Origin of the sequence: Aurantiacibacter rhizosphaerae, assembly GCF_009807005.1 — a bacterium.
Taxonomy (GTDB): Bacteria; Pseudomonadota; Alphaproteobacteria; order Sphingomonadales; family Sphingomonadaceae; genus Alteraurantiacibacter; species Alteraurantiacibacter rhizosphaerae.
On record NZ_WUBR01000002.1, the window covers coordinates 520,588 to 540,873 of the forward strand.

Consider the following 20,286-nt stretch of genomic DNA (forward strand, 5'->3'; position numbering starts at 1 on the left):
TCTGGGCTTCAGGCGTCCAAACTTTTCCTTCCTGACTTGGCCTCAAACACGAATGTATCGCGCTGCACAATGACGCATTGAACAGGTTTCAAAGGAGATCGTTTCGTGTGACATTTATGAAACAATCGCCGATATCAGCCTGTTACGCCAAACTGCTCCTGCGCGACCGATTATTCCCAGAAAGCTATACTTCGACATTCGATGCTTTCGCGCACGTGGGCAGATGCGGCCGACCCATCGACGAAGGCTGAGTGCGGGCAGCGCCAGGTAACATCGTGATTACTGTCATGAAATTTGAACAACAGAACGTCCTCGCGCTCCATCCCGGCGAAATACCACCAGCGATGTGACGGGTGGTAGGAGAAAATCGTGGCCGCCAGCATCTGATCTTCACCGGGAACGGGGGCGATCAGCGCCTCCCCTTCCGGGAATTCATCCACGATCAGAAGGGTGTTTTCCTTTTCCTCACCACCGAAACTTGTTCGTCCGTCACACAGGGCCAGGGGCACATCCTGTGGCGGGGGAGAGAAACAGCGCCAGTGGCTTGTGATCAGGAAGCGCGTGAAGCCCTTTCCATCGGGGAAACACTGCTCATAGGTCGCCTGCGCCATGCGCTGCGCTGTGGCGGTGCAGACATCGACATGCGCTTCCCCGGCAGGAGGCTGCAATCCGCCGCGATGCTGATAGCCTTCGGTCTTCTGGCTGGCGCGCTCGCTCAAATCCGCGCTGGTTCGCAGCATCCAGCCGCGCGCGGCGCATTTGTCGGCCCCGGTCAGCCGCAGGACATCGGCCTCCACTTCGCGCTCGTAAAGCCTGTCCACCATTGCCTTGTCATGAAAATCGGTCACCGCGGTGGATGATCTGGCGATGGTGAAGCCGTGACGATCCAGCGTGAAATGATCGCGCATCGGCATGCCATCGCGTATGATCACCTCGTGATCGGAATATGTGCCGGTGTTCAGCTCCCTGCCCTGGCTGACATAACGGCGCGTCACGAAGTCGCCCTCGTCCACGTAACGCATCAGCGCGCTTACCTGCCGGGCCTTGTCCTCGATTGCTGCATCTTCCGGTTCTGCCATCACTCGCGTCCACTCCTTCCGCATCGCTCCCCGGCGACTGCGGGCATCATGGCACGACGCGCTGGCGAGCGGCAAGCATCGCGCTATAGGTGGATAAAGCATCTTGGGAGAGAGACATGGGACCGCTACCGCCTGGCACTGACGATCGCCCGATCTGGGATATCTGGCAATCGCAATTCACCCTTCCTGCCGTAACCGTGGCGGACGAGTTGGGCCTGTTCGGCGCCATCGGGAACCGCGCGATGACGACCAGCGAACTGGCACAGTCCCTAGCCGTGAACGAGCGGGCGCTGGGCATCCTGCTGGGCGCGCTGGCATCCATCGGAGTTGCAGAGCGGCGCGATATGCGATGGTCTGCCACGCCGCCGGCGCGGATGTGGCTGCATCCGGAGGCGGAGGGTTATTGGGGCGGTTTCCTGCTGCGCTTTCGGCAGACGATACCCTTGCATGCAGATCTGATCGCGATGGTGCGGACAGGCATTCGCCCGGAGAACAAAGTGGCGGGCGGCCCGGAATGGGAACGCGGCACGATGAGCGCCGAGGTTGCCCGGCGCATTTCCGACTTCATGCATGCCCATTCGATGGGCCCAGCGCGCGGCGCGGCCTTGCAGCCGGTGTTCAAGGACGTGAAAAGCCTGCTGGACGTGGGCTGCGGATCGGGTGTTTACGGCATCGAAATGGCCCGCGCTCACGGCGCCATGCAAGTCACCCTGCTGGATCTGAAGGAAATGGTGGCAGAGGCGCAAACCCATGTCGAGGCCGCCGGTTTGCAGGACAGGATATCGACCTGCGGGCTGAACATGTTCGAACAGGAATGGCCCACCGGGCACGACGCGCATTTCTTCGCCAATATCTATCACGATTGGTCTGAAGAGACGAACGCGCTACTATCGCAAAAGAGCTTTGCCGCACTGAAACCCGGCGGACGGATTTTCCTGCACGAGATCCTTATGGATGATGACGGCACCGGCCCTTGGCAGGCGACCAGCTTCAGCCTGATGATGCTGATGGGCACGCTGGGGAAGCAATATACCTTGCCGGAACTTCGTGCCCTGCTGGAAGATGCGGGCTTTGAGGATGTGCGTGCCTGCCGCAGCGGTGGAGGATATTATTCACTGATATCGGCGCGCAAGCCGGAATGATGCCCGGAATAAGGCCTCACCAGCCGATCGCACCGTCATCCTCAATATCGTCTTAACCGCATCGGGAAACCCCGATCAAAAGGGCCACGCTAACCGACCCGGTTCATACAGGCATGCGCGACAGTGGGGACCGTCGCATGATAATTGGAGACTTGGGTAATGGCATTTGCACGCAAATTCCTGGCTGACGAAATCGGTGCCACGGGCATCGAATACGGCCTGATCGCCTCTTTGATCGCGATGGCTGCCATGTCCGGCTTTGACGAGCTGGGTGACGTGGTGGATTCCAGTTATGGCGATACCGCGGCGAAGTACGAAGATATCGTCAACTGAAGAATATTTGCACGAATACGTGCTGCCAGGTTGTCGAGAGATACTCCAGATTAACCGTTATCTGCCATTGCACCCCGGCGGCAATGGGGATCGTCGTGTTAGTTTTTGGAGATTTTTGATGGCTTTGATCAAAGCTTTTCTTGCGGATGAAACAGGGGCCACGGCCATCGAGTACGGCCTGCTGGCCTCTCTTATCGCGATGGTGCTGCTCGGCAGCTTCCTTGTTCTGGCCACCCAGGTTGACGATTCCTTCACCGAACTTGGCGAGATATACGAAGACGCCCAGTAACCACCCAACAACTCTGGTGACTTGCGGTGCGTGAAACATCGAATTAAGACCGCTCGCCATGCTTACGACCCTCAGCCTTCTTTGCCGATGCAACCGACGCTGAGGGAACGCCTGCGGCGTGAGACGGGCGACATTCACGAACAGGTAGAGGAAGCCTTCGCTCACCTCGATCTTGCCACCAGCCACGGGCTGGCCGCCACCTTGCGCGCGCACATCCGAGTGATGGAACGCGTGCTGCCGAACCTTGCTCGCCATGCCGACTATCAGCAGGAAGTGCAGCGCTTGCATGACCTTGCCGTGCAATCGCTCGCAGCGTCACAAACGGCTGCACAAGGTGAGCCCACACAAGGGGCCGTGGGGCAGCCTGTGGCACCGCCGGTGCAATTGCATCCCCTCTCTGCGATCTATGTGATCTTTGGATCGCGCCTCGGATCGCGGGTGATCGCGTCCAATCTGAAACTACAGGAAATCACGTGGCCGCAGGCCGCAATCGCCTATTTCACGGATGACCAGACCCGACACCTGTGGCGGCAATTCGTGCAAGAACTCAAAGAATATGAAGATCAGGGGGATAGAATCGTCGCTGAGGCCGTTTCCACATTTAATCTTTTTCTTTCAGAAGCCCGGGAAGCACGCGCCTTGCTACAAAGTTCTACATAAATGAAGGTTGATCTTACGAATTGCGACAGGGAGGAGATCCATCTGCTGGGCCATGTCCAGACATTTGGCTGTCTCCTCGCGTTTTCTTCCGATTGGCTGATTGTTCACGCGTCCTGCAACACGGATGAAATTCTTGGCGTAAAGGCCGAGGAGATCATCGGCACGTCCGCGCTCGACGTAATTACCGAAAGCGCGTTGCATGATATTCGCGGCGCCGTGCAGACGTTGAATGCAATGGATGCCACCGCGCATCTGTTCGATGTCAGGGTGCGCGCCAATGATGATCGGCGCTTCAACATTGCCCTGCACCGCACCGGTCGCAACACAATTGTCGAGATAGAGCCTGCCCTCTCCCAGGAGAAGCAGAAAGACAGCATGTCGCAAGTGCGCAACATTATCGATCGCCTCAACGGCGTCGATGATGTCGACAAGCTGTGCAAGATTGCCGCAAGGTTCGTCGGCCTGCTTACCGGGTTCGACCGCGTCATGGTCTATCGCTTCGCGCCCGATCTTTCAGGCCAGGTGATTGCAGAGGCCGCAAACCCCGGCATCGATTCCTTCATGGGGCTGCGCTATCCTGCATCCGATATCCCCAGCCAGGCGCGCGAGCTTTACAGGCGATCCCTGATCCGCATCATCAGCGATGTGAATGACAAGGTTTCGCCTATCATTCCCGAAGCGAATTCCGAGAATGAAAAGGTGGATCTATCGCTCAGCACGCTGCGCGCGGTATCCCCCATTCATCTCGAATATCTGCGGAACATGGGGGTAGAGGCCTCCATGTCGATCAGCATAATGGTCAACGGCAAATTGTGGGGCCTGTTCGCCTGCCACCATTACAAGCCGCTGGTTCTTGATGCCCGCGTGCGATCGGCTTGCGATCTGTTCGGCCAGATGTTCGGCTATGTGCTGGCCGCCCTGGAAAACCGCCGCAAGTCCAACGATATGGAGGCCGTTCGCAACCTGCATGATGATCTGATGCGCCATTTCGCGGAAGGGGCAAAGGTCGAGGACGACGTCGACTTCATCCTCGAAGGCCTGGACGAGATAGTAGATTTCGACGGCGCTGTAAGCTGGATCGACGGGAAGTTCCGCCAGGTTGGCAATACGCCCACCAAGGATGAGATCATGACGCTGGTCAGGTTCCTCAACACCACCGCCACCAGCCAGGTCTATTCCACCAATTGCCTGCACAAGGTGCACCCGCCGGCAGAGGATTATATCGCCCGCGGCGCCGGCCTGCTGGCCCTGCCGGTTTCGCGCAAGCCGCGCGATTACATCATGCTGTTCCGCGGCGAAGTTGCCAAAACCGTCACTTGGGCCGGCAATCCAGAGAAAGCCATCGAATACGGGCCCAATGGCGCCCGCCTTACCCCGCGCAAGAGCTTCGCGAGCTGGAAAGAGACCGTTTACGGCCAGTCGGAGGACTGGACCGCGAAGGAAAAGGAGATCGCCGAACGCATCCGCGTCACCTTGCTGGAGGTGGTGCTGTTAATGAGCGATGCCGCCAATGCGGAACGCACGCGTGCGCAGGAGAAGCAGGAACTGCTGATTGCAGAACTCAACCACCGCGTTCGCAACATCCTTAACCTGATCCGCGGTCTGGTGGAGCAGAGCAAGACGGATGCCGTGAGCGTCGATGAGTTCACCACCAATGTCTCCGATCGCATTCAGGCGCTGGCGCGCGCGCATGACCAGATCACGCGCGGGAACTGGAGCGCGGCTTCCTTGCGCGAGTTGATCCGTACCGAAGTCACCGCATATCTTGGGCCGAAGTGCGATCGCGTGCAGTTCAGTGGCTGCGATGCCATCGTGCTGCCGGAAACCTATTCCACGCTGGCGCTCGTCATCCATGAACTGGCGTCGAATTCCGCAAAATACGGAGCGTTGGCCGATAGCCGCGGCAAGATTGACGTCACGCTGACCCGTGAAGACGATGATGCCCTCACCCTCACCTGGGTGGAATCCGATGGTCCGACCGTAAAGCCGCCCACCCGGCGCGGCTTCGGATCAACCGTGATCGAACGCTCCATCCCGTTCGAACTGGGTGGAGAGGCCGAGATTTCCTTCCCCATGTCGGGTGTACGCGCTCGGCTGATGATCCCCGAAGCCCATATCGAGGATTTCGTCGAGCAGGAGCAGAGCGAGCCCGAGAAGGTCGGCACCCCGGTGCCCGCAAAAACCAGTTCCTCCCAATTGAGTGGCACGGTTCTGCTGGTGGAAGACAACATGATCATCGCCATGGATAGCGAGAAAATGTTGGAGGACTTGGGGGCGCAAAAAGTCTGTACCGCCTCCAGCGTTGCAGAAGCCATGCGGATCATCGAGGAGGAGGACATTTCGATGGCCCTGCTAGACCTCAACCTTGGCGTGGATAACAGCCTGCCTGTGGCCCGGACTTTGAAGGAAAAGGGCATCCCCTTTGCCTTTGCCACCGGCTATGGTGACAGCGCGCAGTTGCTGGAAGATTTTTCGGAATATCCGGTGCTTACCAAGCCCTATGAAAAGGCACTGTTGGGAAGCACGATGGCGGGTTTGCTGTAACGGCCCTTAGCTATGACGGAGGGGAGTAGCGGCGCTACTCCTCCCCCATCCGCAGCGCTGCAATGAAGGCTTCCTGCGGAATGCTCACATTGCCGTACTCGCGCATCCGGGCCTTGCCCTTCTTCTGCTTGTCCAGCAGCTTCTTCTTGCGCGAAATGTCGCCGCCATAACACTTGGCCGTCACGTCCTTACGCAGGGCAGCGATGGTTTCGCGGGCGATGATCTTGCCGCCGATGGCGGCTTGGATCGGGATCTTGAACAGGTGGCGCGGGATCAGGTCCTTCAGGCGTTCGCACATGCCGCGTCCGCGCTCTTCGGCAACGGAGCGGTGGACGATCAGCGACAGCGCGTCCACGGCCTCCGCATTCACCATGATGTTCATCTTCACGAGGTCGCCCTCGCGATTGCCGATCTGTTCGTAATCGAAGCTGGCATAACCGCGGCTGATTGATTTCAGGCGATCGTAGAAATCGAACACCACTTCGTTGAGCGGCAATTCGTATGTCACCTGTGCGCGTCCGCCGACATAGGTGAGATTGGTCTGAATACCGCGGCGATCTTGGCACAGTTTCAGGATGGAGCCGAGATGCTCGTCCGGCGTGTAGATGGTGGCCTTGATCCATGGCTCCTCGATCATCTCGATCCGGTTCACGTCCGGCCAGTCTGCCGGGTTGTGAATGTCGATGACCTGTGCGTCCTCATTCTTGGTGTGGCCAAGGTGGACGCGGTACACCACGGATGGCGCGGTGGTAATCAGGTCAAGGTCGTATTCGCGGCTCAGCCGTTCCTGGATGATTTCCAGATGCAGCAGGCCGAGGAAGCCGGCACGGAAGCCAAAGCCCAGCGCGGCGGAGGATTCCATCTCGTAGCTGAAGCTTGCATCGTTCAGGCGCAGCTTGCCGATGCTCTCACGCAGCTTCTCGAAATCGGCGGCGTCCACGGGGAAAAGGCCGCAGAACACCACCGGCTGCACTTCCTTGTAGCCCGGCAGCGCCTTGGTGGAACCGCCCTTCACCGTGGTGATGGTGTCACCCACGCGGGCCTGCTCAACTTCCTTGATCTGTGCGGTGATGAAGCCGATTTCGCCGGGGCCGATTTCCGGCAGATCGGTGCGCTTGGGGCTGAAGCAGCCCACGCGGTCCACCAGATGCTCAGTGCCGCCCTGCATGAATTTGACGTTGAGGCCCTTTTTCAGCACCCCGTCCATTACCCGCACCAGGATGACGACGCCGAGATACGGATCATACCAGCTATCCACCAGCATGGCCTTCAGCGGCGCATCACGATCGCCAGTTGGGGCGGGAATGCGGGCGACAAGGGCTTCCAGCACCTCCTCGATACCGATGCCGGACTTGGCGCTGGTGAGCACAGCGTCGCTGGCGTCCAGGCCGATAATGTCCTCGATCTCGGCCTTTACCTTTTCCGGTTCTGCGGCGGGCAGATCGATCTTGTTGATGACGCACACGATTTCGTGATCGTGCTCAATCGACTGATAGACATTGGCCAGCGTCTGCGCTTCCACGCCCTGCGCCGCGTCCACCACCAGCAGCGCGCCCTCGCACGCGGCAAGGCTGCGGCTGACTTCGTAGGCGAAGTCGACGTGGCCCGGCGTGTCCATCAGGTTGAGCTCGTAAGTCTCACCATCCTTCGCGGTGTAATTCAGGCGCACGGTCTGCGCCTTGATGGTGATGCCGCGCTCTTTCTCGATATCCATATTGTCGAGCACCTGCTCAGACATCTCGCGTTCGGTCAGGCCGCCGCAATGCTGGATCAGGCGATCCGCCAGCGTGGATTTGCCGTGATCGATGTGGGCGATGATGGAGAAATTGCGGATGCGCGACAATTCGGTCATGGCGGGCCTTTAGCGGGGCGCTGATGAACTGTCAGCCGGAATATGCGCCTAGCCTGCGCGAGAGGCACTACCGCCCAGATCAAGCTGCATGAACCGCGGGCGCGTGCGGGACGCATCCCCGCCGCTGCCAGCCGTCACCGCGGCAAGGTGATGCCCGCTTTGCAGGGCCTGCAACGGCATGCCGACATTGGCGAGCATATAGGGTGAAACGCGGTGCCGGGTACAAAGGCCCCCCGCCCCGTCCGACACCAGCGGCGTTTCGAACTCCAGGCCCTGCGTCGCGTCCTGCGAACGGCGAACCTTACAGACCACGATCTGCCCTTCGCCAAGGTCAATCACGAGATCGGTGCCGATGGGGACATCCACCAGCCCCTCTATACGCGCGCCGGTGCGGGAAAGATCGCGCAGCATGGCGACATAGTGATGATCTTCATGCACGACCCCGATGCGGCGGAACAGCGTGCGGCGCTGCGCACGATGCTTTGCCGGGCCAACGGGTTCATACCGCAATTCGCCCGATTCCAGCTTTTCCAGCACATCCTTTTGCGAAACCGCGCGAGAAAAGATGAAGCCCTGCACCGTGTCCACATCAAGCGATGCTACGGTCTTCAGCTCGTCCATGGCTTCCACGCCCTCGGCAACGGTCGTCATGTCCATGGCCCGCGCCAGGCTGGCGATGGCACGGATGATGGCGCGGCCCGATTTGCCATCCTCCGCGCATCCGCGCACGAAGCTTTGATCGATCTTGATCTTGTCGAACGGCGAATCCCGCAGGTAGGAGAGCGATGAATAGCCGGTGCCGAAGTCATCCAGCGCCAGCTTCACGCCCAACTTTTTGAGCTTGGTAAACATGGCCTGGGCACTGCCGACATCGCCCATGAAGACACTTTCCGTAATCTCCAGCTCCAGCCGCGATGGCTGCAAACCGGAAACTTTCAGGGCCTTGGAAACGATATCGGGCAGATCCTCATTCATGAACTGCCTTGCAGAGACGTTCACCGCGATCGGCAGATCGCCCGGCCAGCTTGCCGCATCACAGCAAGACTGCGTCAGCGCCCAGCCGCCGATCTGATCGATCATGTTGCTGTCTTCAGCGATGGGGATGAAAACCGCTGGCGAGATCGGCCCCTGTTCGGGGTGCTCCCAACGCATCAAGGCCTCAAACCCGCAAACCGAGTGCCCCTGCGCATCCACCTGCGGCTGATACCGCATTTCCAGTTCTTCCCGCGCGATGGCGTCTCGCAGGTCTTCCTCGATCTCCCTTCGATCCTCCGCATTTTCCTTCAGATCGTTGGAATAAAAGCGAAACTGACCGCGCCCACCGCCCTTGGCAGCATATAGGGCAAGGTCGGCAGCCTTCACCAGTTCGGAGGATTCGATCCCGTCGTAGGGAGCAACGGCAATGCCGACAGAGGTGCCGATGGTGGCCCGCCTGCCTTCGATGGAATAGGGCTGCGAAATCATCTGGATGATGCGATTGGCACTGTCACCCAGCTTTCCGCGATCATCCAGATCGGGAACGATCAGCTGAAACTCGTCACCGCCAATCCGGCCGATCTCCGCCCCGGCGGGTGCCACGCGCTGCAAACGCTGGCTGACCTGGCGCAGCAATTCGTCGCCCGCAGGATGGCCCAGCGTATCATTCACGTGCTTGAACCGATCGAGATCGAGCATGATGATCGCGCAGCTGCGCTTTTCGATCTTGTAGGCGGTGAGTGCCGCCGTCAGCCGCTGGGTCATGCGGTGACGGTTGGAAAGGCCTGTCAGCGCATCGAAGGCGGCCATGCGCGATGTCTTGCGCTTTTCCTCGTAAGTGGCGGTGATATCCTTCACCGTCCCGCGATAGCCCTTGAAATTGCGCTTCTTGTCAAACTGCGGGCGGCCCGTCAGCAGCCACCATTTGCAGGAGCTCTTGTTGCCATCCTCGCCATTGATGGACACTACCAGCTCAGAGAAATTCGATCGCGAACTGAGCAGATAGGACATGGGCTTTGTTTCGCCGTGGTGCTCTTCCTCGCTCACAGTCTGCATCAGCTTGGCAACTGGCGTTCCGATGATGACGCGGCCTGCGTCGAACTGCGCCATTGCCTTGGTAGAAAGGTAGGTGAGACGGCAGTCAGCACCGGTAGCCCAGAACCACGCAAGGTCGCTGGCCTCGAAACTGTCGAGCATCTCAAGGCGCTCTTTATCGCTGGCAACGGCGATGTTGGCGGTCGCAGCCTCGGCATCGGGAACGGAAATGGGGTCGGCGCCATTGCCGCCAAAACCCTTCCAGATACCGCGAACACCCATGCCATCACTTCTCCATCATCCATGCAAAATCAGCATGGGAGGCGCGCAAATGCGCCATTTTTTCATCGAAATTGTCGTAAACAGTCTGCGTTACCAAACAGCTAAGACTGCACTGTTCTGTAAGGATAAATCAGCCGACTTTTTGCATTTCTGCCGGGTCCAGCGGTTTTGGCGCCACCCCCTCGATAGCAACGATCCTGCCTGACGCATCGCGTTCAAGCGGCTCGATGAACTCCACGCCGATGCGGTCTGCCTCGCTCCATCTGGTGGTGCAGGTGACGGTGCGACTGTAGGAAATCTGCACGTCGAAAACCGTGCCAACCGGCACATTCCACAACCCCTCGATCATCGCCCCGGTGGTGGAAATATTGCGAATGGTGCCGTTGTAGAGGTGTCCGTTGTGATCCAGCATCACCTTGCGCAGCATCTTCTGGCGCGGCGCGCGGCTGCAACGCGGGCCGCGTGCCACCGCTTCCAGACCCGCGGCAATGCGCGCATCGGCCTGCCGAACATCCATCGGACGCTCGTAAATATAGCCCTGCACATGGCTGCAACCGTGTTTGCGCACCAGGTCCAGCTCATCCATCGTCTCCACGCCCTCTGCCGTGGTTTCCATGCCCAGCGATTGGGCCAGGCTGGTGATAGAGGCGATGATGGCGGCATTGCGGCTCCCAGCCTCGGTAATGCCGCGCACGAAGCTCTTGTCGATCTTGATCTTGTCGAACGGCGCCTTCTTCAGATAGCCCAGCGAGGAATAGCCGGTGCCGAAATCGTCCAGCGCCATGCGCACGCCCAGCTTCTTCAGCGCGGCGAACATGGCTTCCGTACCAGCGCTATCCTGCAGGAAGACCGTTTCCGTGATCTCCAGCTCCAGCTGCGACGGCGCAATACCCGCATGCCCGATGGCATTGGCCACGATGCTGGGCAGGTTCGGATTGGCGAATTGCAGGGGTGACACGTTGACCGCCATCAGAATGTCACCCGGCCATGACGCCAGCTGCTCGCACGCCTGACGCAAGGCCCACTCGCCCAATTGCTGAATCATGCCGGTGTCTTCCGCGGTTTCGATGAAGCGGTGCGGCGAAATCCAGCCCTTGACCGGGTGATGCCAGCGCATCAGCGCCTCGAAACCGGTGATCCGCTGCGTTTCGACTGCCACGATAGGCTGGTAGAACATCTCCAACTCGCCCTTGGCCAAGGCATCGCGCAAATCCTCTTCCATGGCAGACCGCGCTTCTGCGTCGGCATGCAGATCCTGCGAATAGAAATGATAACGCCCGCGCCCGCCATCCTTCGCGGCATATAGCGCGAGGTCGGCATTGCGGATCAGTTCTTCGCTGGTGTCGCCATCATCCGGAGATATGGCGATACCTGAAGACGCCCCGATCACCACGCGCTGCCCATCGATGGAATAGGGCTGCGACAAGGAGTTGATGATGTCACGGCCCAGCCCGGCCAGCGTCTCACGGTCGACCCGGGTCGGGATGATGACCTTGAATTCGTCCCCGCCAAGCCTGCCAACCTGCCCCATTTTGCCAACCGCGCGTTCCAGCCGCTGCGCCACCTGTTTCAACAGCGCGTCACCTGCCGGATGGCCCATGGTATCGTTGACCTGCTTGAACCGGTCGAGATCCAGCAGGAATATCGCGCAGTTGCGGTTCAACAATTGCGGCGCCGCCAGGATTTTCTCCAGCGACTGACTCATCTCGTATCGGTTGGCGAGCCCGGTCAGCGAATCATATCGGGCCAGGCGCGTGGCGTTTTCCTGGCTGCGCTTGCGTTCCGTCAGATCGGTGCCGGACCCGCGGAAACCGATGAAATTATCGAGGTGATCATACAGCGGGCGGCCGGAGACGGACCACCAGCGCTCCTCGTCCGCGATGGCCGCCTTCACCGAAAGCTCGCTGAAGGAAGACCGTGCCGAAAGGTGGAACAGCAGCGTGCGCTCTCCCTCCTCGCCCGTGTCGGAAAGATCGAAAAGACGGGTCAGCGGCTGCCCCAGCAGCCGTCCGGGCTCTACCTGCAAGGCCTGCGCAACAGGCGGCGAGATATAGGTGAGGAGCGACCTTCGATCGATTTCCCAGAACCAGCCCTGCCCTGTTTCCTCATAATCGGTGAGAATATCCTGTGCGCGGGTGGCGACCCGTTCCTGCGCGCGCTTGTACTCGGTTTCCAGCGCTTGCTGTTCCATCTGTTCGCGCGTCACCATCACCGCGATGCCCAGCCCAGCCAGCACTGCCAGCGCGCCAATCAGCGAACCGAAAGCCACCACTGCGGCGGACCAGATGGCAAGCTGCGCGGCGAAAATCATGGCGGCGTTCCGGCGCAGGTAAACCACCACGATGGAACTGACGCCCAGCATGGAAGCAACCGTCACATCCCAGGCGATGCTGCCTTCCATCGTCCAGCGAATCATGCCGAACCCGAACATGAACAAGGGTGCCACCACCACCAGGCCAGCGCCCGCAGCCATGACTTTCAGGCTGCGGCCTGCAACCGCTTTCCAAACATATCGCACGGGCAATACGCCCAGCACCGACAGCACCAAAGCAATGGCCGGCCAGATGCTCGGCAGCGATTCGGCGGCATTGGCGGCTGCCAGCACGCCGCCAATCAGGGCCATCACCAGAAATGGCCAGGATCGGGGAAACAGCTCTTTTTCGATCAGGGCGTTGAGCGAAGGCTTTGCCTGGCGGCTGCGCAAGTTTTCACGCCGCTCGGCCTTGCGACGGTCCACTGCGGACTGCCCCGGATCTGCAGGCGGTTCGGCCTGCTGCTTCGCGGCTTTCGCGACAGGTTCTGGACCCGGACTTTCCGGCACCGGCCTGCGGGGCGCAGGCACAGGGGATTGCTGCTGCGTTGATGCAGTCGCTCTCCTTAACCTTTCAAGGGCCTTGCCTGCAGATTGGTCCATCGAGGCCCCATGCCCCAAATGCCTTTGAAGAACGGTTAACTCGCGCCGTTGAATTGTTTGAATGTTTTTCGTCGGGTATGAAGGGGAAAGGCGCGTTGCCGGATGTGGTTAATCCGCTAAACTCCGGCTCTGGTGCGCCACTCGATCGAAAGATGCTCTGGATGCGACATATTGCCATAATCGGCTCCGGCCCCGCAGGTTATTACACAGCAGAAGCTGCGCAAAAGCACTTTGGCGATGATGTGCGCGTGGATATTTTCGACAAGTTACCAGTACCTTACGGCCTGATCCGTACAGGCGTTGCGCCCGATCACCAATCGATAAAAGGCGTCTCGCGCCGCTATGAAAAAACCGCGCTGACAGAGAATGTCCGCTTCGTGGGCAATGCCGCCGTTGGCCAGGATATTTCCATCGCGCAATTGCAGGACATGTATGACGCCGTCGTCCTGGCAACGGGCGCGCCGAAGGATCGGGATCTGGGCATTGCCGGAGAAGATCTTTCCAATATTTTCGGCAGTGCCGCCTTTGTCGGCTGGTACAATGGCCACCCGCAATTTGCAGATCTCAACCCCGATTTGTCAGGGCAAACGGCGGTGGTGATCGGCATGGGCAATGTGGCGCTGGATGTCGCGCGCATGCTTTCGAAAAAAGGGGCCGAATTCGATGGATCGGACATTGTCGGCCACGCGCTGAATGCGCTGGAAGGCAGCAATATTGACCGGATAATTCTGCTGGGGCGGCGCGGCCCGCATCAGATCATGATGACGCCGAAGGAGCTGGGCGAACTGGGCCGGCTGGATCATGCCGCGCCGCATATCGACAAGAATGATCTGCCCGATGAGGCGGAGGACGCCATTCTGGAGCCGGGCCTGCGCAAATCCGTTGCCATCCTGCGAGAATTTGCCGCCACGCCAGAACATATTCGCGGCGAAAAACGCATCGCGGTGGAATTTGCCTTCTTCGCCCAGCCCAAGGCCATCATCGGGGATGGCAAGGTAGAGGCGATCGAGGTGGAGCAAACCCGACTGGAAAGAGGCCGCGCGGTCGGCACCGGCAAGGTAGAGAGGCTGCCGGCCGACCTTGTCATCAGTTGTATCGGCTATCGCACGGCGCCCATTCCCGGCGTGCCTTTTGACGAGCGCGCAGGCCGTTTCGCCAATGACGAGGGGCGCATCCTGCCGGGGCTATACTGCGTTGGCTGGGCACGCCGTGGGCCATCGGGCACGATTGGCACGAACAAGCCGGATGGCTTTGCAATCGTTGAGAAAATCGTTGCTGACCTGGAAGACGGCACTATCGGCAGCGGGCGCAAGGAAGGCCGCCAGGCGTTCGATGCCTTCGCCGCCGAAAATGGGCTGGACGTGGTGACCTTCCGCGATTGGAAAAAGATCGAGGAAGCCGAAGCCATGGCAGCCCGCGAAGGCTCCCCACGCGAGAAATTCGTCGATATCGAGGCGATGATCAGGGCCGTGAACTGAGGCCCACCTCAAGGCAGACGCCATCCCTGGAGCAATTTCCGGGAATGGCAAAGCCGGCTTACACCCGCATCGGCATCAGCACGTACAGTGCCGGGCTGCCTTCATCCTTGCGGATCAGCGTAGGCGCACCGGCATCGGCAAAGTGCATTTCCACCGTGTCGGAATCAATCTGGTGAAGAATGTCCTTCAGGTAGCCGGCGTTGAAACCGATTTCCAAAGCGTCTGACGCATATTGGGAGGATACTTCTTCCACCGCATTGCCATTGTCCGGGCTGGTAACGGTCAGCGTAACCTTGTCGTTTTCCAGGCCCATCTTCACGGCACGGGTCTTCTCGGTGGCGATGGTGGCCACGCGGTCCACGCCGGAAAACAGCGACTTGGGATCGACCTTCAGCAGCTTGTCATTGCCCGTGGGGATCACGCGGCTGTAATCAGGGAAGGTGCCGTCAATCAGCTTGCTGGTGAGCACCACGCCGCCCGCGCCGCCAAGGGTGAAACGGATCTTGGACGGGCTTAGATCGATGGAGACATTGCCTTCCATCGCTTCTTCCAGAAGCTTGCGCAGTTCTGCCACGGCTTTGCGCGGCACGATCACGTCAGGCATGCCTTCGGCGCCTGCAGGGCGATCCAGCGTATAGCGCGCCAGGCGATGCCCGTCCGTGGCCGCGGCCTTCAGCACGGGCTTGTCCTCTTCCGCGACGTGGAAGAATATGCCGTTGAGGTAATAGCGCGTCTCCTCGGTGGAGATGGCAAAGCGCGTCCGGTCGATCAGCTCTGCCAGCGTGGCGGCGGGCAGTTCGAAACTGGTCGGCAGGTCGCCTTCCACGATCACGGGGAAATCGTCGCGCGGCAAAGTGGGCAGCGAGAAGCGGCTTCGACCGGCCTTGATGGTCATGCGGTTTTCCGCAGTTTCCAGCGAGACCTGGCTGCCATCGGGCAGCTTACGCGCAATGTCGAACAGCAGGTGCGCGGAAACGGTGATCGCCCCGCCGCTATCCACGCTGCTGGCTTCCAGGCTTTCGACGACCTGCAGATCAAGGTCGGTCGCCATGACCTTCACATGGCCGCCCTCGTCCGCTTCGATCAGGACGTTGGAGAGGATGGGAATGGTATTCCGCCGCTCCACCACCGATTGGACGTGAGACAGGCAGCGCAGCAGTTTCGCGCGTTCGATGGTGGCCTTCATCGCAAATCTTTCCTCAAACTCTGACGCTGCGGTGCCGGAAAACCCGGATTCGCATGGCTGCGCCGGTAAATGATGCAAGACTATCCTTAGCGCAGGTGCATTTGCGGGCAAGGATTCGCAGGCCGCAGGACGGATTCCTTGGGGAAAAGTGGGAATTTCGAAACATTCCTCCCCGCCGCACCGCAACGGGGAGGGAACGCATCAGCCCAGCATCGCCATGCCGCCGTTCACATGCAGCACCTGGCCGGTCACGTAGTTCGCTTCTTTCGAGGCGAGATAGGCCACGGCAGCGCCGATATCGTCGCCCTCGCCCATGCGGCCCATGGGGATCCGAGTGTTGATCGCGTCCTTCTGCTTATCCTCCAGCGCATCCGTCATGGCCGAACGGATGAAGCCCGGCGCAACGCAGTTCACCGTGATGCCGCGCGCGGCCAGTTCCTGCGCCATGGAGCGGCTCATGCCGACGACGCCTGCCTTGGCGGCGCAATAGTTCATCTGGCCGGGGTTACCCGTGGCACCCACCACCGAAGTGATATTGATGATGCGGCCAAAGCGCGCCTTCACCATCGGGCGGGCGCTGGCGCGCATCAGGCGGAAGGTGGATTCAAGGTTGATCTTGATCACCTCGTCCCATTCCTCGTCCTTCATGCGCATCGCCAGATTATCGCGCGTGATGCCGGCGTTGTTCACCAGGATATCGACCTTGCCCAGCGTATCGATGGCAGCCGGGATCAGTTCCTCCACCTGCGTGGTGTCAGACAGGTTGCAGGTGATCTCCACATGATCGCCGCCTACCTCTTCAATCAACTGCTCACGAAAAGCGCGCAGCTTGTCGGAATTGGAGCCGGACAGCGCCAGCCGCGCGCCCTGCCGCGCCAGGGCATAAGCGATGGACGATCCGATGCCGCCGCTGGCGCCGGTGACCAGCGCCGTCATTCCTTCGAGTGAAAACATGGTCAAACCTCCTTCGCCAGCGCTTCGATATCGTCCATCGTCATCACGCTGGTGACGGTGGCATCGGGTGCGATCTTGCGGATCATCGGGCCCAGCACCTTGCCGCCCAGTTCGATGAATTGGGTAACGCCTGCTTCCTGCATGGCCAGCATGCTTTCGCGCCAGCGCACGCGGCCGGTGATCTGCTCCACCAGCAGGTCCCTCTCCGTGGCAGGATCGGTAACCTCGGCAGCGGTGACATTGGCATAGAGTGGCAGACGGAAAGCCTGCGGCGGCACATCATTCAGCGCAAAATTCATGCGCTGCGCGGCGGGCTGCATCAGCGAACAGTGGAAAGGTGCCGACACCGGCAGCTTCACCGCGCGCTTGCAGCCGTGGTCCTTCGCCATGGCAACCGCGCGATCAATCGCCTCGGCATGGCCGGACAGCACCACCTGGCCGGGATCATTGTCATTCGCGACCTCGCAAACCTGTCCTTCCGCAGCGGCATCGGCCAGCGCCTGCGCCTTTTCCAGATCCGCACCCAGCAATGCGCACATCGAACCCAGCCCGATGGGCACCGCGTCCTGCATGGCAATGCCGCGCGTGCGCAGCAATTTCGACGTGTCGGTAAGGCTGAAAGCGCCGACAGACGCCAGCGCGGAATATTCACCCAGCGAATGGCCGGCGACAGCGTCCCCCTTCTCCGAAAGCGAGAAGCCGCCATCTTCGAGAATGCGCACCACGGCCATGGAATTGGCCATGATCGCGGGCTGGGCATTTGCCGTCATCGTCAGTTCGGATTCGGGCCCTTCGGCCATCAGCCGGTAAAGGTTCTGGCTCAGCGCCTCGTCCACCTCTCCGAACACTTCGCGCGCGATGCTGCTGGCTTCGGCAAGATCTGTGCCCATGCCGATTTTCTGGCTTCCCTGACCGGGAAAAACGAAAGCAATCATTGTGTCTCCTTCTCTCCCGCGTGGGACTATGCCCCGTGCGCGCCTTTCGCAACACCGAAGGGCACAATCGCATTGGCCGCATCATGGCCAATATCGGCGCGGCCAAGGTAGGCAATGCCGCTGCGCTTGCACCAATAGCGGGCAATCTCTTCCTCGTTCATGCCAAAGGGCCGGTCGTTTTCCGGCACATGGCTGATGCGCCCCAGCCGCAATCCGGCGATATTGCGAAGGTGCTGCGTGATGTGAAAGAACAGGCGGTCCACGGCGTAATGATGCTCCGCCACCTCCTCCACCAGCACGACATGGCCGGAAAGGTCTGGCATCAGATCCGTGCCGCACAGCATGGCCAGTGTCATCAGGTTGAACGCTACGGTGGGACGGTCGTCCAGCCCGCTCTCCAGCGGCACATCCTGACCTGACAGGAAGCGCAGCACGCGGCGCACCGCATCCTCCCCGCCATCGCGGCGGATATCGCCTGCCAGCGGCCCGTGGACGGGCTTGCCGATGCCATTGCGATAGAGCGCGCCCAGCATGGTGCCGGCATCGGAATAGCCGAGATAGGTCTTCTCCCGCGCAGGCTTCTCAAGTGCAGCAATGGCAGGCGCGGCGATCCGGTTGGCGCCGTATCCGCCCATGGCGAACCAGATCGCTTCCACTTCGGGATCATTGGCCGTGGTGACGAAAGCTTCCGCCCGCATATCGTCATCCCCGGCGAAATGGCCATGCTTTTCAAAACATTGCGGGTGGAATTGAAGTTCCACCTCAGGAAACTCTGCCTGGGCTAGGGAAAGGACGGCAGCGGCCCGTTCACGGCGAATGGGCTTTCCGGGGCAAAGGCAGGTTATGCGTGTTGTCATCCAGACTTCTCTAACATCCGCTTCACAAAGTGCCACGTCCCGCATAATCACTTCCCCCATGAATGAATCGAAAAGCGTTTTGGCCCCGTCCTATTTCTTCTGCGGTATCGGAGGATCGGGGATGCTGCCGCTTGCCCAGATCGTGAAGGGATTGGGTGCCGAGGTTGGCGGATCGGATCGCAGCCGGGATCAGGGGCGCACTTCGGAAAAATTCGATTGGCTCGAATCGCACGGGTTCCAGCTTTTCCCACAGGACGGCAGCGGCTTGCACAGCGGGGAGCAGGTGCTGGTCGCCAGTGCCGCAATCGAGGATACCGTGCCGGAAATTGCGCGCGCCAAGGCACTTGGCTGCCCGCGTGTTACCCGTGCGGAGCTGCTCTCTCGCCTGTTCAACGCCGCGCCTGTTTCGCTGGCGATTGGCGGCACCAGCGGCAAATCCACCACCACGGCGATGCTGGGCTGGATCATAGAATGCGCCGGTCGCAAGCCCACGATCATGAACGGCGCGGTGATGAAAAATTTCACCGGCCCCGCAAATCCCTTCGCCAGCGCCGCTGTCGGCAAGGGCGGCGTCTTCGTCAGCGAGGTGGATGAAAGCGACGGCTCCATCGCGCTTTACAACCCCACAGTGGCAGTGCTGCTTAATGTCAGCCTTGATCACAAGAGCATGGAGGAATTGCGCCAGCTTTTCGGCGATTTCCTCCGCCGGGCGCAAACCGCCGTCGTCAATCTGGATGATGACGATGCAGAATTCCTGGCCGAGAAGTGCAAATCGGTCATCTCCTTCGCGATCGACAATCCCAGGGCAACCTTCGGGATCGAGCCGGGCACCATCGTTGAAAGTGAGGACGAGACGGACGCCCTGCTGGTGGATCGCCGCACGGACACCGGCCATTCGCTGCGCCTGCCGATGCCGGGACGTCACAATCTGGAGAACGCGCTGGCCGCCATCGCGGCAGCAGTTGCCGCGGGCGTGAACGTGCACGATGCGGCGATGGCGCTGGCCAGTTTCAAGGGACTTGCCCGCCGTTTCGACGTGATCGGCACCAGCGAAAACGGCGTGACCGTGATCGACGATTTCGGCCACAATCCTGAGAAAGCCCGCGCCACGCTGCGCACGCTGAAATCACAGGAAGGCCGCGTGATCGCTTTCTTCCAGCCGCATGGTTACGGCCCGTTGAAACAGATGGGCCGCGAACTTGCGCAGACTTTCGCGCAGGAACTTGGGCCGGACGACATCACCATCATGTGCGCGCCAGTATATTTCGGCGGCACGGTGGACCGCAGCGTTGGCAGTGAACGGATCGTGGAACTGATCAACGATGCCGGCGGAAATGCGGAATACCACGAAACGCGCGAAGAGTGCGGGGATCGCATCGCAGAACTGGCGAAATCCGGGGACCGCGTGGCCGTGATGGGCGCACGTGACGATACTCTGACGGTGTTTGCGCAAGGTTTGCTGAAGCGGGTGTGAGCACCTACGCCAAGGCCTGGGTATTCAATGGCGTCTGGACGCTGTTTGCACTGTGCGGCCTTGCCGGGCTCTACTTTCGATGGGTTGGCGGCAAAGACGATGATCTCCTGCTGCTTATAGGTATCGCGGGCTATCTAGCCTGCTTCTTCCTTGCTGGCTCTTTTCCAAAATGTCCGAACTGTGATGAGCCGGTGAATGATGCCCACATCGCCGGGGATAGCAGGAATGGTCATGTCGTACGCCCTGACCGCCCGCCCAGAACATGCGGATATTGCGGGCAGGATCTCACCTGAAAGC

Annotated in this window: 16 protein-coding genes; 8 read left to right on the forward strand and 8 right to left on the reverse strand. The window is 60.2% G+C overall.

Features of this window, described 5'->3' with window-relative positions:
- Positions 1-170: 170 nt before the first annotated feature.
- On the reverse strand, positions 171-1,079 hold the full coding sequence (locus GRF63_RS09985) for a CmcJ/NvfI family oxidoreductase (protein WP_160486323.1): 909 nt from the start codon (positions 1,077-1,079) through the stop codon (positions 171-173).
- Positions 1,080-1,195: 116 nt separating this feature from the next.
- On the opposite strand from GRF63_RS09985, the gene GRF63_RS09990 reads away from it, so the two are divergent.
- The 5 genes from GRF63_RS09990 (at position 1,196) to GRF63_RS10010 (ending at position 6,047) form a co-directional block, all read left to right on the forward strand.
- Positions 1,196-2,221, forward strand: coding sequence for a methyltransferase (locus GRF63_RS09990; RefSeq protein ID WP_160485852.1), 1,026 nt, complete (start codon positions 1,196-1,198; stop codon positions 2,219-2,221).
- Positions 2,222-2,380: 159 nt separating this feature from the next.
- Entirely contained in the window at positions 2,381-2,554 is a 174-nt protein-coding gene (locus GRF63_RS09995) for a Flp family type IVb pilin (protein ID WP_160485853.1), read from the forward strand.
- 118 nt (positions 2,555-2,672) lie between these two features.
- Complete coding sequence (locus GRF63_RS10000) at positions 2,673-2,843, forward strand: Flp family type IVb pilin (protein WP_160485854.1); 171 nt, start codon at positions 2,673-2,675, stop codon at positions 2,841-2,843.
- Positions 2,844-2,930: 87 nt separating this feature from the next.
- Positions 2,931-3,503, forward strand: a complete 573-nt coding sequence (locus tag GRF63_RS10005) for a biliverdin-producing heme oxygenase (RefSeq protein WP_160485855.1) — start codon at positions 2,931-2,933, stop codon at positions 3,501-3,503.
- Positions 3,504-6,047: an HWE histidine kinase domain-containing protein gene (locus GRF63_RS10010; RefSeq protein ID WP_160485856.1), complete on the forward strand. Its 2,544-nt coding sequence runs from the start codon at positions 3,504-3,506 to the stop codon at positions 6,045-6,047.
- A 34-nt stretch (positions 6,048-6,081) separates the two neighbouring features.
- Here GRF63_RS10010 and lepA read toward each other — a convergent pair whose 3' ends face one another.
- The 3 genes from lepA to GRF63_RS10025 all read right to left on the reverse strand — a co-directional run bounded on the left by lepA (position 6,082) and on the right by GRF63_RS10025 (position 12,928).
- On the reverse strand, positions 6,082-7,899 hold the full coding sequence (gene lepA, locus GRF63_RS10015; protein WP_160485857.1) for a translation elongation factor 4: 1,818 nt from the start codon (positions 7,897-7,899) through the stop codon (positions 6,082-6,084).
- Positions 7,900-7,947: 48 nt separating this feature from the next.
- A complete protein-coding gene (locus GRF63_RS10020; protein WP_160485858.1) occupies positions 7,948-10,191 on the reverse strand; it encodes an EAL domain-containing protein in 2,244 nt (747 codons plus the stop codon).
- A gap of 130 nt (positions 10,192-10,321) precedes the next feature.
- Positions 10,322-12,928: an EAL domain-containing protein gene (locus GRF63_RS10025; protein WP_337189649.1), complete on the reverse strand. Its 2,607-nt coding sequence runs from the start codon at positions 12,926-12,928 to the stop codon at positions 10,322-10,324.
- Between the two features lie 338 nt (positions 12,929-13,266).
- Between GRF63_RS10025 and GRF63_RS10030 the strand changes: the two genes are divergently transcribed.
- A complete protein-coding gene (locus GRF63_RS10030) occupies positions 13,267-14,583 on the forward strand; it encodes an FAD-dependent oxidoreductase (protein ID WP_160485859.1) in 1,317 nt (438 codons plus the stop codon).
- Between the two features lie 58 nt (positions 14,584-14,641).
- Here GRF63_RS10030 and dnaN read toward each other — a convergent pair whose 3' ends face one another.
- From dnaN to GRF63_RS10050, 4 genes are all read right to left on the reverse strand, one after another.
- Positions 14,642-15,769, reverse strand: coding sequence for a DNA polymerase III subunit beta (dnaN, locus tag GRF63_RS10035; RefSeq protein ID WP_160485860.1), 1,128 nt, complete (start codon positions 15,767-15,769; stop codon positions 14,642-14,644).
- 201 nt (positions 15,770-15,970) lie between these two features.
- On the reverse strand, positions 15,971-16,723 hold the full coding sequence (gene fabG, locus GRF63_RS10040) for a 3-oxoacyl-[acyl-carrier-protein] reductase (protein WP_160485861.1): 753 nt from the start codon (positions 16,721-16,723) through the stop codon (positions 15,971-15,973).
- Between the two features lie 2 nt (positions 16,724-16,725).
- Positions 16,726-17,658 (reverse strand): ACP S-malonyltransferase, encoded by a 933-nt coding sequence (gene fabD / locus GRF63_RS10045; protein WP_160485862.1) that lies wholly within the window; start codon positions 17,656-17,658, stop codon positions 16,726-16,728.
- Positions 17,659-17,684: 26 nt separating this feature from the next.
- Positions 17,685-18,515 carry an LD-carboxypeptidase gene (locus tag GRF63_RS10050; RefSeq protein ID WP_160485863.1) on the reverse strand — a complete coding sequence of 277 codons (831 nt, stop codon included), beginning with the start codon at positions 18,513-18,515 and terminating at the stop codon, positions 17,685-17,687.
- Positions 18,516-18,573: 58 nt separating this feature from the next.
- Between GRF63_RS10050 and GRF63_RS10055 the strand changes: the two genes are divergently transcribed.
- Positions 18,574-19,989: a glutamate ligase domain-containing protein gene (locus GRF63_RS10055; RefSeq protein WP_160485864.1), complete on the forward strand. Its 1,416-nt coding sequence runs from the start codon at positions 18,574-18,576 to the stop codon at positions 19,987-19,989.
- The gene (locus GRF63_RS10060; protein WP_160485865.1) at positions 19,986-20,282 is read left to right on the forward strand and encodes a hypothetical protein; all 297 of its coding nucleotides are present in this window, start codon (positions 19,986-19,988) and stop codon (positions 20,280-20,282) included. Before GRF63_RS10055 ends, GRF63_RS10060 begins: the two co-directional genes overlap by 4 nt.
- Positions 20,283-20,286: the final 4 nt, after the last annotated feature.